Source organism: Providencia sp. PROV236, from assembly GCF_033676985.1.
Taxonomy (GTDB): Bacteria; Pseudomonadota; Gammaproteobacteria; order Enterobacterales; family Enterobacteriaceae; genus Providencia; species Providencia manganoxydans.
Genome location: NZ_CP096297.1, coordinates 472,867 through 488,313, shown reverse-complemented (window position 1 = coordinate 488,313; position 15,447 = coordinate 472,867). Strand labels below are relative to the sequence as shown.

The following is a 15,447-nucleotide window of genomic DNA, read 5'->3' as shown; positions in this document are numbered from 1 at the left end:
CTTGATGTATGACGAGTCTATCTAATTAAAGATATACAGGAACCAATATTTCAGTCGCAACGATCACCACAACTAAACCGACAAGAACGGGTATTGATGTCCGCTTCACGACTTCAAACGGTGAAATTTTCGCCATCCCCGATACCGCAACCACGACACCAGACACCGGCGATAATGTGCGACCTAAATTAGAGGCTTGCAGCATTGGGATCACTAAATAAGCAGGGTTTACCCCCATTTGTTTCGCTAAATGAGGGATCAACTCAACAAATGCATAGAAAGGTGCATTACCCGAACCTGTTGTCATTGCGGCTAACATCGTAATAATCACCAATGCAATCATCATTACAATTGCCCCTGAACCAAAAGATTGAGCAAGATCGATCAGACCTTTAATAAAGCCAATAGTGCTTAAACCTTGAGCAAACACACCCGCAGCAACTAATAGCATTACCACGCTGGCGAAAGCATCAGCCATACCTTTATAGCAAGCATCTAGCCCCGAATAGACATGCTTGGCACTAAAGCTACGTATGAATTCAATGATCGCAGCCATAATGATACAACCAACAATAATCGTAACAATATGCAGCTCAGGCGCCCATTTACCATCAAAAATCAGGACACCAATAATGGGGGTAAACGGTAAAATAGCATAAAAACTTGGTGCATGAGTTTTGATTTCGTTCACATCAAGCATTTCTGTTTTAACGTTTTCTTTTCTATCAAGGAAACGTTGCCAAAAGAAATGCGCAATAGACATCGCAACAATCGCTGCAATTGAGATAGGTAACGTGGTTTTAAAAGCAAAATCAATCAGGGGCATCTCAGCAGCTTTTGCAGCTAAAATCACATCGCCAGATGTTGGCGCTAAGATGATAGCAGCAGGAGAAGCACAGATTGCTGCCGCAGCACCACGACTGATCCCAACATTCACCATCACAGGGAATAGTGTCGCCATTAACAACACCCCTAGTCCTGTTGCTGAAGAAACCGCTAATGACATCAAACACGCCACAATATAAGCCGCAACCATCAGCAAATAAGGTGAGTTGATCATTTTTAGCGGTTTCGAAGCAATTTTAACCACCACATCATTGGCACCAATGTGAGTCATATAAGAAGCAAACCCACATAACACCATGATCATCATTCCTAGATCGCCACCACGGCTCATCAATAGGAATTTAATATATTCCAGAATATCGGTAACGCGCCAACCTGTTGCTTTCACCGATTCGGGTAAAATGCTTTTACCCATTATGGCCGTAATGATTAAGAGTAAAATACCCCCTGTCATTAACACACCCGTTGCTGAGTAGCCTTTGATAATATAGCGCCCAACGCCTATCGCAACGATGACGCCGATTAAAAGCTCAATCATGTATTTCTCCTGCCTGTCTCATATTTTAATTTTATCTCACTGTACTCTGCACAAATGATAAGCAAAATTTACTGACGCGGATCATATCAGTAGCGGATAGTTATGATAAAAAATTTGCTGATCATTATATCGAATGGCTAATAATTTTTTGCAGGAAGGAATATAGAGGCTATCTCTCCAAATTTGTAGCATTTTCTGAAGAGAAAGCCCCCTAACAACTTAACAGTTAAAACTCATATTTGAAACGAACGCGAAACCCATAACGTTCATCATCCGATTTATCAATTAATTCTGCTTTTGCAGTATAAATTGTTGAATAATAAGCACCTAAATAAATCTTATAATTATCAAGGTCTAAGATTTTAGGAATTTCATAAGAAGCATAGATGGTATGGAGATCATATTTTCCCGGTACCCCATTGAGTATCGAGTCATCATCTAACACATATTGATATTTATTAGGGTTAAAATCTTTAATGTTATTATGAGCATAAATATAACCTAAAACAAAACGACGCCATTTAGCATACCCACCTACTGAAAAATCCGTTTCAGCATCCGCATCCATATAAGCCATATTAAGCGCCGTTTTTATGCCACTCATATTATCCTTTGCTATAGAATCCCAAACCATACTTAGCCCATAACCATTACGCTTTGACAGATCCTTCCATTGACCATCAATAGTCGTGCCATAGGCGTTATCCATCACTTGGCTTTCCATTGCTAACGCAATTTTAAATGGCTTTGGCTGCCAAACCGCAACAGGTCGGATATAAAGGGAGTTTTTACGATTATCAAGATCATAACCATGGTAGCGCTCGTCACCAAATAATGCGGTACCATCTTCAACTAGCGCATTAATCTCAAAATACCAATCATCGATAGTTTTCGACAGTTGAATGCTACCTCCATCATCCGAACGCCCACGACCTTCCTTCATCATATACACATACCCGTAACCATCGGTGTATAAGCTGTTCGATGTGTTTCCTGAGTAGGAAATAAAGATATCTTGCTCAAGAGGAAACATACTGTAGCCTTCATAACGTCCAACTTTGATTTTCCAGTTATCCTTCTTGCCAAAGTAAAAGAAAGCATCATCTAGCCCCATACCACCGTCAGCTTCAGCTAACGGCTCAGCTTTGAAACCAGCCATATTGCCATTAGCAAGGTAGTGCTTGCCCTCAAAGCCGAGCAAGATCCGCCCATTAATATCCCAGTTATCGTTTTTACCGCCACTCGCACTTTTACTGACTGCTGTACGTATCGAAGTAATTTGCCCTTTACGGCTCGAACCATCCATATTCAATTCAATATCGCCATACATATTGAGCTCACCGTTTTGAGCGTTATATTTGACATTAGATTTTTCAGGCTCTTTTTTGGGCACCTTTTGCGGTTGATTTGATGAAACTTGTTCTTGCACTACCATCATTTGTTCTAACTTGCTGGCTCTATTTTCAGCCTTTACTGCTCGAGAGACGGCTTCTGCCATCTGAGCCTCAAGTGCTTTAATACGCGATTCCATCGCAGCTAAATCGACATTTGCCATAGCAGTAATGGGCAATAGTGCCCAAAAAACGAGTTTTAATTTATATAACGAGCTTATTTTCATGATCATTCCTAGTTGAGGTGACATTGTTTTTATCGCCCAAACCAGTTTGATGAAATGAACTACAAGTTTTATTTTTTATTATGCAAGCAATACTTCACCTTGAACAGGTCAATTAGCGGCAAAGTCGTCGAATTTTAGCAGGTATTAATGGCGGATTTATGAATAAAAAACGGTCTAATGATAACGCATTATAGAGATAAGCACTCGCTAACGAAACTGCTCGAAAATCATATCGCCAGAGAAGCCACGATATTGTAAGTAACGAATTTGTTTACTTTTTTCTTTAAAATCACTCGGGGGTTCATCACCAAATTTTTTACAGCGTACTTGTCGCGCAAGCTCAAACCAATCAACATCAAGGTTTGCAAATTGCAAATCAATTAAAGAAGATGTGAAACCTTTTTGCTTTAGTTCTTGCTTAATTCTCAATGGTCCATAGCCTTTACGAATATACCCCTGTAAGTGCAGTTTAATGACTCGGACATCGTCAAGAAAATGTTGTTCATTTAAGCGAGCAATCACTCTCTCAATCAACGTTTCATCAATAATACCTTCATTTTTTTCATACATACGGCGTTTCATACGGGCGTGTAACTCTACCGTTCCATAATCACGGCGTGACAGCATAAATAATGCGTATTGATATAATTCAGATTCATTCATTAGCGAGCTCTATCATTAAAAATGGGCATTGTTATGCCCATTTTATCTATTCTCTTTAGTTAAGTAAGAAACAAATAACTTAGTGCACCTGTGCACCCGACAGTAATTTATAAATAGTATCCGGTGTGTAACTACCGTCTTGGTAATAAATAGTCCAATCCGTAATGTCATCACGGGTCAATGGATAGATATTCCCTTCTTGCATCGTTTGAACATAGAAAGGATGGTTAATCAAACGACCTTCAAATTGATCACCATTCCAAGATGTTGGCTCAAACCACATATGTTCATGACCATCATAATCTTCTTCGTCATTATGATAACCAATACCGCATTTTACTAAGAAACGCCATTCAGATTCTTCTTCAGTAGGCTTACTCAGTAATTTAGAAAGAAACCCTTTTTTCTGTGCCGCTGGTTTAGGGCCATAGTTATCTAACATGTGAGTAAAGTATTGCCAACGCAATTGAGCTTTACGAGACATATCGGCGGTTTCTTCGTCGGTACGCATAAACATCATCGCATTTTGATCTTCAAAGCCTTTGAAAAAACTTTCCAATACTGGCTCTTCTTGCGTCACACGGAATAACATCACCGATGGGTGCTGATGTGATTCATCACGATCATGCCAATCCCCCATAAAGCGCTGTGAATTTTCATCACCAAATTGATAATTCATCTCTTCAAGCGGTTTTAAATCATCGATAGGCGTTGATTGCCCAACGTGCTTTAACCCCTCTTCAAATGGCAATGCAACTAAATACTCATAACCACTCTCAGTTTGGCCGATAAAAATAGGTTCATTAAATACAATTTTGCCATGAGTGATACTGTTATTCACAAAGCTCCAAAACAACTCAGGAATACCATAATAAGAAGCAATGGGATGAGGAATGATAATTTCCGCTTCAGATAAGCCACAACGCGCCAAACCATGTGTATGGAACCAATACATCGTTGGGCTACGTTCAGCGTCATCTGGCTGTTCATCGCTATCATCTTGATCATAGATTGCATGCACGACATACAATGAATCAATACTTGGCATTAAATCATCTATTAGTTGGAAGTTTAGCCACTCACGAGTAAAAACTTTTCCTGCGGCAGATAAATCCAAACCTAACAATAAGTCAGGTACTAATATTTGGATCATTCTCAATTGCTGCAAATAGCTAACGAGTGGCTGCTCTTGAAAGATACATTCAACAATCACCGCTTGTGGTGCTGCACTTGCCTCCGCATACAATTCAGGGCTGATAGGATCCGTTGCAAAATACGGATTAATCACATATTCAGGGTCACTATGGACAAGAGAGATATAGAAACGCAGTTCTTCATCACCTCGTTTACAAGAAAAGAAAAAATCGCCTTCCCCTTCAGGTAAGTAATCGATTTCACCATCAGTAAAATATTGTTGCTCTTCTAAACGCTGTTCGAGGAGAGATAACGTTAATTCAGAAGCAGGAATAGCCACCATCATGGAGGCTTCTTTTTCACCTTGACCAGCAGCAATATCAAGATATTGTTGTTTATTATTCATTATACAAATCCATAATTTATAGCCTGTTCAAAGAATAGCAGCTTAAATTACCGATTTGTATTGTGAATAATCTTAACGACATCATATCGTGACATTAGACCAACCATTGCAGAATTGTCATTATACTCGCCATACTTCAAGTTATCGTGCCATCACCTATATCAACCCACACCAACCCTCGTGCTTTCTATACTCTCCGCTATCCATTCACGTTCGGTCTAACTGCATTTCGAATGATTTAGAGTATATGCGGCAACCGTTTATTCTACTTTTCAATGAATCAACACTCAGGCACAATACCCTTAACTCAACTGTCCAGTCATGGACATTTCTTTTATAAGCATGGGTTTATACAATGACAGAACTCACAAAAGAGCAAAAAAAATACGTTGACCAGCTCGCGATGGAACGTGTTTATGACATGAATAATGATGATGTGTTAATTAATGCACTAGAAAAAAAAGTTCACCAAATGGAAGATCATTTAAAGGCCTATTTCCACGAACGTGTACACTTTCATCAAAACAATCCAAAATAGTCTCTTCACTTTCAAAGTAAACTCAAAATAAAACCGATATCGCTTAGGTTATCGGTTTTTTCATGTCTTCAGCACGCATTACTTAATCTAGCTCAAGCTTTATTAAAACAAAGCATTTAACGCCATTTATCAATTCTCTCAATATGCTAATCTTAAATACATCTTTTATTGATGTATTTCTTCTGTCTATTTCAATGTCGAGCTTATCTATGACACGCATTCAACTTAGCAAAGCGTTGCTACTCTCTTGCTGTTTTTCAATTCCGTTCAGCTTTGCTGATAATGATCGCCCACTTTTTTCAGTCACCATGAGTGAATCCGGTGTTCCCAAAAATAATAATGAAGGTGGTATAACTCGCTCATCATCAAGCGAATCCCGTATATTGCCTATTTGGGGCGATGAAGCACGTGCGCGCGGCTATGATATCCCTGAGCCATTTGGGGTTAGTTATGGCTATATGAATTTACGGCAAGATATTGTGGTGGATAAAATCGGCTTTGCTAGCGAAAAATACCCTTTCTTAGCCGATTGGGTCACCGTAGAAGCAGGTCACACAAGAGAAAAAAATGAATCTCATATGCTGAAGCTTGATACATGGGTGTTCCCATTTATGAATGTTTATGGGGTTTATGGGAAAACAAAGGGTACATCAACAACAAAATTAAAAGGGGTTTACTTTTTAGGCTCTGAAATGGACGCACTCACTGGTCTCCCCTTCGACCTTGATTTTGAAGGTAAAACCTATGGTGGTGGTGTAACATTTGCTGGCGGATACAATCAATTTTTTAGTACGTTAGATTTCAATTACACTAGAACTAACCTTGATATATTAGATGGCGATATCACCGCATTTGTTGTTACCCCAAGAATTGGCTATGAATTTGTATTTGAACCATTAATTAGTGGTCAAGGAAATACAAAAGTACAAGTATGGACAGGTGCTATGTATCAAGACATTACTCAACGATTTAAGGGTGATGTTAATAAATTAAACTTACCTAGTGAGTTAGATGAATTAATGGGCATATTACCTGACGCAAACATTAAATTCGACGTCAAACAACACCTAGCCCATAAATGGAATAATACTGTAGGTGCGCGCGTTGAATTAACTCGTAATTTTAATGTGCTAACTGAAATCGGTTTTAATAACCGTAATAGCTTCTATATCTCAGGTGAGTTCCGTTTTTAATGTTGCAGCTATACCATTTACAAAGGCTGGCATTGCTCAGCCTTTTTATTACTCTGCCAACACAAGCCGAATTATTACCTGATCAGCAAAAGATAGATACTTGGTTAAATCAGCTTGGTGGCTCGAATAGTTTTGACGAAAGCAAGACGATTGATTGGGGTTTACTGCCCGGCCCTTTTTATACGCCAGAAATGGGCATTGGAGTTGGTACTGCATTAGTAGGTTTATATCGTATCGATAAAAGCGACAAAATAACTCAACCCTCATCAATTGGATTAAGTGGCTTTGCTTCATCCACGGGAGCATTTGGTGTAAATTTCACCAACTATAATTTTATTGACCATGACCAGTGGCGATTATTCGTTTCAGGCACCCTTAATAACATTCCAACCTATTATTGGGGAAAAGGTTACGCTGCGGGTAAAAATGACCATAATAAAGAAAAATACCATTCTCAAGAATTCCAAATCACACCTCGCGCCCTATATCGCCTGACCGATGCCACCTATATTGGAGTAGGCTGGAATTTCTCATCGATTAACGCAAGTGATCCCGATGAAGGTGCTAAACGTTACTTTCAGCAAGCAGAAGGGGGACGCTCGGTCATTAACTCAGGTATCAGTGCTTATTTTAGCTATGATACTCGCGACTTTTTACCAAATGCGCATCATGGGCAAACTTTCGAAACGATTTATACTTATTTTTCCCCTAATTTAGGCAGTGATACACGTTTTCAAAGCACACAACTGCAATACGCTTATTATCATGAGCTTACTGAGAAGACGGTTGTGGCACTGGATAACTATGCGCGATTTACTACCGGTGATGTCCCATGGAGTCAACTTTCTTTATTAGGTAATAGCAATCGCATGCGTGGCTACTATGAAGGCCGTTATCGCGATAACAATATTTTTACGACTCAATTAGAACTGAGACACAAACTTGATTGGCGACATGGCATTGTGGGCTGGGTAGGCACAGGAACAATGAGTGATACCCCTTCCGAATTAGGCGAAGGGCACTGGTTGCCAAGTATTGGCGCTGGGTATCGGTTTGAATTTAAGCCTAGAATGAACGTGCGTCTCGATTTTGGTGTTGGTCGTAACAGTACGGGTTTTTATTTCCAAGTAGGGGAAGCTTTTTAATGCTAAAACCGTTAGCCATAATAATATTTGCTCTCGTGTTGAGTGCATGTCAAAGCAATCCAGTCGCTCATTTACCTTCGGTATCTCCTCAATTAAGCAGTGATAGCCACGAATCCGCCTCTCAAGTATGGCCTGTTATTGAAACTTTAAATCCACCACAGGGTTTAAGGGCATGCTGTGCTTTCGGTTATGATTTACAAGCGCAATTATGGGGTTTACCTGTCCCTTTCTATACTATCGATAATATCGTTGAAGCCGATAAACTGGGTGAACACCATTATAACGATAGTTTTTTAGGTGCAACCGCAGCGTTAATGGGAATAAGCAATGAAAAAATTGGGCTTTTATACACAAATAAAAGTGGTTTTATTGATATTTCCCATGTCCGTGATACCGCTGACTATACCCTGTACTTATTTAGCCAAATCTATCCGCGGTTAGGTGAAAGTTGGACATTAAAATTAAGCGATGAGCTCGCCAGTAGGCAAATCGTTTTTATGGCTTTCGAACCTCCCACTAGCCCTGAACAACGCTACACGCTAAGTGCTTACTTAGCCGCAAAATTAGCTTTTCAGCTTGCCGTATGGCATGAAATAGCACAGTGGTACGGATATCAGTCGGTTCCCGGTTTTTCTGAAGGAATATCGGCCTTTTCCCCAGAAGATCTGTATTCCAATTTATTAGGGGCGCGTTTAGCACTGACGCTGATCATACAAGGACGAGCTCAATCACTCCCCATGTTTTCTCAATCAATGGAAGGGATTTTACCGCAAGCCTTACATCAGCTCGGCGCAAATGATAAACAACACACTCGCACTATGTTTGACCGTGTGGATGGGCTATGGTGGAACAGCTATCGACGAGTCCCTGAAAAATTCCTCGTGCTCACTCGAGACTACCAAACAAGTGACGATCGCTATCCATTAATGCCATCTCAAATTGTACCAGTAGAAGGTTTGCGTTTAAGTTTACCTGCCTCTTATCAACATTATCATTTGCAACAACTCGCACAATTGAGGCTCTTGCCAACATCAAATATGGCTCGACTACCGATACCGCAGGATTTTTGGAGCGAGGTCGATTTCACGACCTTATCTGAAAAAGCGCAAGAACAAGATCAACAACAGCAACGAGTACCGTTTTGAGACAAAAATGACGCGCTTCTTGATAATGTTTCACAATGAAACTTTTGAGCATTTTTCACCCTGACGCCCTAGATGAGTAGCTCATTTTTCAATCATTAAAAAAGCTCATTTTTGTATCTTCAGTCTCCGACAAAAGTCTGAATTTTCAAATTTGAGCAAAAAACAAGCGATTAATCGCTTAATAAATAGACAAAATACCCTTATAATAACCAAGTGAACTGTATGAATAACAACCAAATTTAACTTAAGTTAACTCAATTTACTCGCATAAGCGTTAGAGAGATTAATTAATTCAATGCGGAAACAAAGCAAATAAAAATAAATTTCATTTAATAACAATAGATTAAAAATAATCAAAAATACAAACAAAACAATACAGTAATTTAGTTAAAGCCAGCCTGATAAAAGTAGCTCCCTAAAAATTATTCTGCTACTATTCGCTCGATTTTTGTTCAGAGAAATTAGGAGAAGCAAATGCCCTCTCGAACGATGAGGACAAAGGCCGTCTTCGCTTTCTTACTGTTATTTTTATTTTCGGGTTTGAGTTTCGGCTCAACTAGCACCAGTACCTTACTCAAGAAAGAGTATTCTCACAAGGCCGTGCAGAGCTCAAATCAGGCTCAAACATCTCTGCCTGATTTGCGAAAATACCCGTCCGGTACACCACGTAAGAAAGCGTTTTTGAAAACGGTTGTTCCTGTGATTGAAAAGGTCAATCAAGAAATAATGGCAGAGCGTAAATGGTTACTCTCTGTACGCGCTAATAAAAAATGGAGCGCTCAAGAGTTACGTCGCCTAGCACAAATTTGCAGTAGCTATGGCATGACCTGTACCACCCCAAATCGTATTAATTGGGATAAGTTGTTGAGCCGTGTTGATATTATGCCAACACATTTAGTCGCTACACAGGCTGCCACTGAATCAGGTTGGGGAACTTCACAACTCGCTCAGCAAAATGGCAATCTGTTTGGGATGAGATGTGGCAGCGGCTGCCGAATCAAGCAAGGAAAAGTGAAAGGCTATTCAGCTTACGATTCTGTAGAAGAAACTGTATCAGCCTATATGAAAAACATGAATACCCATAATGCTTACGAGTCATTACGTTCGTCTAGAGCAAAACAAAGATTATCAAAGGATGAGTTAGATACATCAAAACTTATCAGAGATATGAAAGGGTACTCACAGTTAGGTTCTACGTATAACCGTTATTTGCAAGAGATGTACACGAGCAACGAAGAATTGATCACACAAGCTCAGAAAACGGCATCTAATCGAATTTAATTGATATCATCAGGTATAAGCTTTGGCTAAAAATCCACTTCTAATTGAAGTGGATTTGAGGTTGCTGACGAAGCGGGATAAAAGCGTGGTTTTTCCCGCTCCGTGTTATCAGCCGAAAATCAATGAATTGATTTTCCTTGTTTATTTCAAAACCCCTAACGACTGCTGCCAAACATGATATGTTTGTCAACAGTCTAAAATCCACTTCTAATTGAAGTGGATTTTTTTATTAGCGCATATAAACAAAATTTATCCCTAATCCATCCCCGCTTTATTGCAAAATCAATTTTTTCTTATTGCAACTACGTTGATTATTAATATGATGTGAACATTCATCTATACTCTAAATGATTCAAAGTGCAGCTAAGCAACAAAAATGAACGTCTAGTAAGCATGATAAACCTATCACTAGTAAACATGACTATTGTCCACTGTGCTGCAACGAGAAGTCTGACGAGCAACAACAATAATTAACAACTTGAGTCCTCTATGAATTTTTTCTCATTCGAATTTCTTGGCTCTTTTTTGGTGTTTTTCCTTATATATTGGAGCTGCCAGCCTAGTGCAAAGCTTCAAAATGGCTTACTTATCACGGCAAGTTACTTTTTTGTTTATTCGTTTAGCCCTGATTTCGCGTATATTTTATTCGGATACACGCTATTTATTTATTTTCTGACTAATTGGTTATCAAATTGGCTTGCGAGTAAATGGATATTTACGCTTCTTGCTATAGGTATTATTAGCTGCTTCACCGCATTTAAATACTACTCGTTCTTTCAAGAAACATTGCAGCAAACCTTCGACAAATTAGGATTGAATGTTGGGCTACCTATTATCGAATTATTAGCCCCTCTTGGGTTATCTTTTTATGCATTCCATTCCGTAAGCTACACAGTCTCAGTTTGTCGCAAAGAAATTCCTAAAGCAGATTTCTTTGATGTCGTCTTATACCTTAGCTTTTTTCCGAGTATCGTCGCTGGCCCGATCAACCGCGCTAAAAACTTTATTCCACAAATCCAAGCTGACAGCCGTGAAATACTTGATGCAAGAAAAGCCATCCTGCTCATCTCTTTAGCATTAGTGAAACTTTTCTTATTTAGCGCTTATTTATCAGAGAATTTCGTCAATCCCGTTTTTGACGCTCCAGCAGGCTTCGGTGTTGGAGAAATACTCGTCGCAACTTACGCATATGCTTGGAATATCTACTTTAACTTTTCTGGCTATACTAATTTAGTCACAGGAATTGCTTTACTACTTGGTTTTCGTGTCCCAGTGAACTTTAATGCGCCTTATATGGCAAACAACTTAAAAGAGTTTTGGGCGCGCTGGCATATCAGCCTATCAACCTTTATTCGCGACTATATCTATATCCCATTAGGTGGTAATCGCAAAGGTTTCAGCCGAATGAACACCAATGTTTTCTTAGCTATGGTGATATCAGGTTTATGGCATGGTGCAGCGATGACATTTGTCGTTTGGGGGGCAATCCATGGACTCGGTATTGTATTACTGAATTTGAAAACACTCTGCTTAGAGAAATTGGGTTGGACTCAACGTCTTCCAAATAAAGCGCTGTCAGCATTACTTTCGCGGATCATTACCTTTCATTTTGTGTGTTTCGCTTGGATTTTTTTCCGTAGCCAAACTTTCGATGATGCGTTAACGATGCTTTCACAGTTTGCTGCCCCTGGATTTATCAGCTCCCTCGGTTCTAGTTTAGGGCTATTAATTGCATTTTGGGCTTTACTGCTACTCTATCCTTATTTTGTGCAGTCTTATCATTATGTCGCGAAGAAGTATCAAAACATCGCTTGGTACTATTACCCGATCCCACTCGCTGTCATCTTGACCATTATGTTTATGCTTTCACCTTCAGGAATGCCGGGATTTATTTATGCTAACTTCTGAGTTTAAAAAGAATCTAATAAAAACCGGACAAGTCTTGTTTATTGTTTTGATCGCAGGCTTGTTACTCATTTGGCTCAATCAGGGCTCACTGGAACGTTTTTGGCAGCAAAAATATCATCGAGATACTCCATGGTCAGGTCTATCCGGTAACCCTGTGTGGGATTACGGTGCTTATTTAAATGATGGCGCCTTAGCCGCAGGTAGTGCATTTTTATATCATGCATCGGGACAGCAAGCACAAGATGCAAAAGAAGCCGAAGCACTCGTTGCGGCTAATGAAAACAAAAAACAGGTTTTCCCAGAAGGCTATCGAGTTGGTTTGCATTTTGTAAATGGTTATATTTACCCAGCTGAATCATTGTCCATCACCTTCCCTGAGCTACTGAAACGCCAGCCAGTACGTTCACCATTGAAATCAGATAGATTAGGCCCCATAAAAGCGATTAATACAGGACCTATTATTCCCAAAACCATTGCAAAATTGGAAAAAGAGGATCAGGTCCTGTTTGCAGGCGATTCAATGATGCAAGGTGTGGCACCGCATGTAAAAAACATGCTATTGAAAAAATATAATATTGATAGCATTAATTTAAGTAAGCAAAGCACCGGTCTTGCCTACCCACGCTTTTTTAATTGGCCTAAAACCATTGCTAAGGCATTGGATGATAATCCTAAAATTAAAGTTCTCGTGGTTTTTCTAGGGCCAAATGATCCTTGGGATATGCCACCAGATACTGGCTATAAATATGTGAAGTTTAAAAGCGAAATGTGGGAGCAGGTGTATCGTTCCCGCATTAATGATATATTAACGGTAGCGCGTCAACACAATGTCGATGTCATTTGGGTTGGCCCTCCTAATATGCGTAAAACCTCCCTATCAGATGGTATGCAGTTCCTAAGAGGACTCTACCAGTCCGAAGTCGAAAATAGCGGTGAAATTTATTTTTCTGTTAATGATGTCTTTAAATATAAAGATCTCACCTATTCTGATTATTTCGGCGATGATAGCAGCAAAATTAAGCTAAGAAGTGGTGATGGGATCCATTTCAGTCCTAAAGGACAACAAGCGATTGCTGAAAAAGTGTTTTCACTCATCCATTATGATGTAGAAGAAGAAAAGGTCCCTCATGAAGCGGAACAAATTGCGTCAGGCCAGATCCAAAGTAGCGGCAGCTAGCGTTATCGCGTTGCTGTCTCTAGGCCTGTTGTCCTGCCAGCAAGGCGTAGAGCGAACACAGAAAAGCTCAACACGGATGCTGGCTGAAGCCGATGTTCAAGGTCAATTAATCAACAATGCTGAGCCAAATCTAAGTCGCCTTGATAACAAGCTAAAGCAAGGCAACCAGCAAATCCATATAGTACAAATTGGCGATTCACACACTGCGGCAGATTTTTTCAGTGGTGAGCTAAGAACCTTGTTCCAGCAGCGCTATGGCGATGCGGGACCTGGCTTCGTACCTACCATTTCAATACCGGGGCAACGCACTGCGACTATCAATCGTAAAAGTGATAAGCAACAATGGGAACTGTTTAGCAGCCGTAAAGATGAGCGTTTTGATTACCCTCTGGGAGGGCTAGTCGCATTGCCAATGAAACCAACAAGCCGCGTACAATTGGTCCCATTGCAAACCGCAGCAGGCACTTATCAATTACAAGCGCTGTACCAAAACTCATCGGGTGGGCAAATGTTTGTCTCCCCAGCCAGTTCATCACCTATTTCATTACCTACGACAGGTAATACATGGCGTTTCTCTACCCCAGTCAGCACCCAGCTTCCAGCTGAAGTGACGGTGAGTAATGACAACAATCTCAAATTGGGTGGATGGCTACTGCGTTCTAATCACCCGGGTGTCACTTTATCTGCCTTAGGTATTAATGGCGCGACCATTAATATGCTCGATAAATGGCAGCCTCAATGGGTCGAAACATTAGCGGAAATGTCACCTGATATGGTGATCTTAGCCTATGGCACCAACGAAGCCTTCAATGACAACTTAGATTTAGTTGCTTACCAACAAAACTTACGTGAAAAAATCCGTCAAATCCGCCAACGAATGCCAGAGAGCGTAATTTTATTGGTCGGGCCAAATGACTCGATAAAATTTAGTCATGCAGCCAGTTGCGAAGCGAAAATGCCAGTGCATTTAATGAATGTGATAAAAATCCAAAAAGCGATTGCTGCGCAAGAAAACACGCTGTTTTGGGATTGGCAAGCTTTTATGGGCGGCCCTTGCTCTATCCGTTCATGGGCAGCTCAAGATCTCGCTCGACCTGATAACGTTCATTTATCCGCTGAAGGCTATAAAAAGAGTGCCCAAGCGCTCTACCGCCAACTAAGCCAAGTGTTGAATTAATCTTGAAAAAAGGTTGTGAACTCGTTTTCACAGCCCTTTTAAAATATCATTTTAAATACAATTACTTCACAGTGAACCTTTAACAGTCCTAATGGTCAGGTTTGCACGCAAAATCAGTATTGTTTATAACAAAAGAGTGCGGTAGTCTTAACCATACTCTAAATAATTCGAGGTGCAGCTAGGCGACAAGTGAGCGAAGCGCTAGGAGCATAGAAAACTATGTGACTAGTGTGAGTGAGCGTAGTCAACAACGCTGCAACTTGAAGTATGACGAGTATAAACTCTTTAGCGTTGGACGTTTTATGTCTTGTCGGGTGATTAGCCAGATACTAATTTATTGAGCACATTTAGGGTTGCGGTGTTGCCGCCCCCTGAATTGCTTTCAGGTGGCGTCAACACCGCTTCCTCTAGTAAAGAGTGACTCCGAAAGCTTCAATGCTTTCGGAGCTGTTATAGGTAATATTATGCAGATAATTAATCAATTAGCTAAAAGCCTAAATCTCAGTGAGTTAGATGTAGAGCTTTATCTGCAAAATGCACCTAGCAAATACAAAGTTTATAAAATTCGTAAGCGTACAACAGGCTTTCGCCTCATTGCTCAGCCAACAAAAAAGAAAAAACCAAAACTCACTTCAATTCCGCAAGTTTTGGCTTATTCACGTAATTTAGGCGTTTAAC

At 40.1% G+C, this 15,447-nt stretch carries 13 protein-coding genes; 9 read left to right on the top strand and 4 right to left on the bottom strand.

Annotated features, from left to right (window positions below; translation table 11 throughout):
• Positions 1–25: 25 nt before the first annotated feature.
• The 4 genes from dcuC to M1E96_RS02030 form a co-directional block, all read right to left on the bottom strand.
• Positions 26–1,384, bottom strand: coding sequence for an anaerobic C4-dicarboxylate transporter DcuC (gene dcuC, locus M1E96_RS02045; protein ID WP_070925734.1), 1,359 nt, complete (start codon positions 1,382–1,384; stop codon positions 26–28).
• 226 nt (positions 1,385–1,610) lie between these two features.
• The gene (locus M1E96_RS02040) at positions 1,611–3,002 is read right to left on the bottom strand and encodes a carbohydrate porin (protein WP_070925736.1); all 1,392 of its coding nucleotides are present in this window, start codon (positions 3,000–3,002) and stop codon (positions 1,611–1,613) included.
• Between the two features lie 207 nt (positions 3,003–3,209).
• A complete protein-coding gene (locus tag M1E96_RS02035; RefSeq protein ID WP_140178812.1) occupies positions 3,210–3,665 on the bottom strand; it encodes a regulatory protein RecX in 456 nt (151 codons plus the stop codon).
• A gap of 79 nt (positions 3,666–3,744) precedes the next feature.
• On the bottom strand, positions 3,745–5,205 hold the full coding sequence (locus tag M1E96_RS02030; protein ID WP_070925741.1) for a DUF4026 domain-containing protein: 1,461 nt from the start codon (positions 5,203–5,205) through the stop codon (positions 3,745–3,747).
• A 355-nt stretch (positions 5,206–5,560) separates the two neighbouring features.
• Between M1E96_RS02030 and M1E96_RS02025 the strand changes: the two genes are divergently transcribed.
• The 9 genes from M1E96_RS02025 to M1E96_RS01985 all read left to right on the top strand — a co-directional run bounded on the left by M1E96_RS02025 (position 5,561) and on the right by M1E96_RS01985 (position 15,446).
• A complete protein-coding gene (locus M1E96_RS02025; RefSeq protein WP_369427347.1) occupies positions 5,561–5,743 on the top strand; it encodes a hypothetical protein in 183 nt (60 codons plus the stop codon).
• 209 nt (positions 5,744–5,952) lie between these two features.
• The gene (locus M1E96_RS02020) at positions 5,953–6,936 is read left to right on the top strand and encodes a hypothetical protein (protein WP_140186630.1); all 984 of its coding nucleotides are present in this window, start codon (positions 5,953–5,955) and stop codon (positions 6,934–6,936) included.
• Positions 6,936–8,081: a BamA/TamA family outer membrane protein gene (locus M1E96_RS02015; RefSeq protein ID WP_349485541.1), complete on the top strand. Its 1,146-nt coding sequence runs from the start codon at positions 6,936–6,938 to the stop codon at positions 8,079–8,081. Before M1E96_RS02020 ends, M1E96_RS02015 begins: the two co-directional genes overlap by 1 nt.
• Positions 8,081–9,226 (top strand): DUF4056 domain-containing protein, encoded by a 1,146-nt coding sequence (locus M1E96_RS02010; RefSeq protein ID WP_369427346.1) that lies wholly within the window; start codon positions 8,081–8,083, stop codon positions 9,224–9,226. Before M1E96_RS02015 ends, M1E96_RS02010 begins: the two co-directional genes overlap by 1 nt.
• Positions 9,227–9,700: 474 nt before the next feature.
• Positions 9,701–10,507, top strand: coding sequence for a protein bax (locus M1E96_RS02005; protein WP_140178799.1), 807 nt, complete (start codon positions 9,701–9,703; stop codon positions 10,505–10,507).
• A gap of 489 nt (positions 10,508–10,996) precedes the next feature.
• Positions 10,997–12,415, top strand: coding sequence for an MBOAT family O-acyltransferase (locus M1E96_RS02000; RefSeq protein WP_319068273.1), 1,419 nt, complete (start codon positions 10,997–10,999; stop codon positions 12,413–12,415).
• Entirely contained in the window at positions 12,402–13,592 is a 1,191-nt protein-coding gene (locus M1E96_RS01995; RefSeq protein WP_070925751.1) for an SGNH family hydrolase, read from the top strand. Before M1E96_RS02000 ends, M1E96_RS01995 begins: the two co-directional genes overlap by 14 nt.
• On the top strand, positions 13,543–14,769 hold the full coding sequence (locus tag M1E96_RS01990) for an SGNH/GDSL hydrolase family protein (protein ID WP_369427345.1): 1,227 nt from the start codon (positions 13,543–13,545) through the stop codon (positions 14,767–14,769). Before M1E96_RS01995 ends, M1E96_RS01990 begins: the two co-directional genes overlap by 50 nt.
• A 464-nt stretch (positions 14,770–15,233) precedes the next feature.
• Positions 15,234–15,446 (top strand): hypothetical protein, encoded by a 213-nt coding sequence (locus M1E96_RS01985; protein ID WP_070925755.1) that lies wholly within the window; start codon positions 15,234–15,236, stop codon positions 15,444–15,446.
• Position 15,447 lies beyond the last annotated feature (1 nt).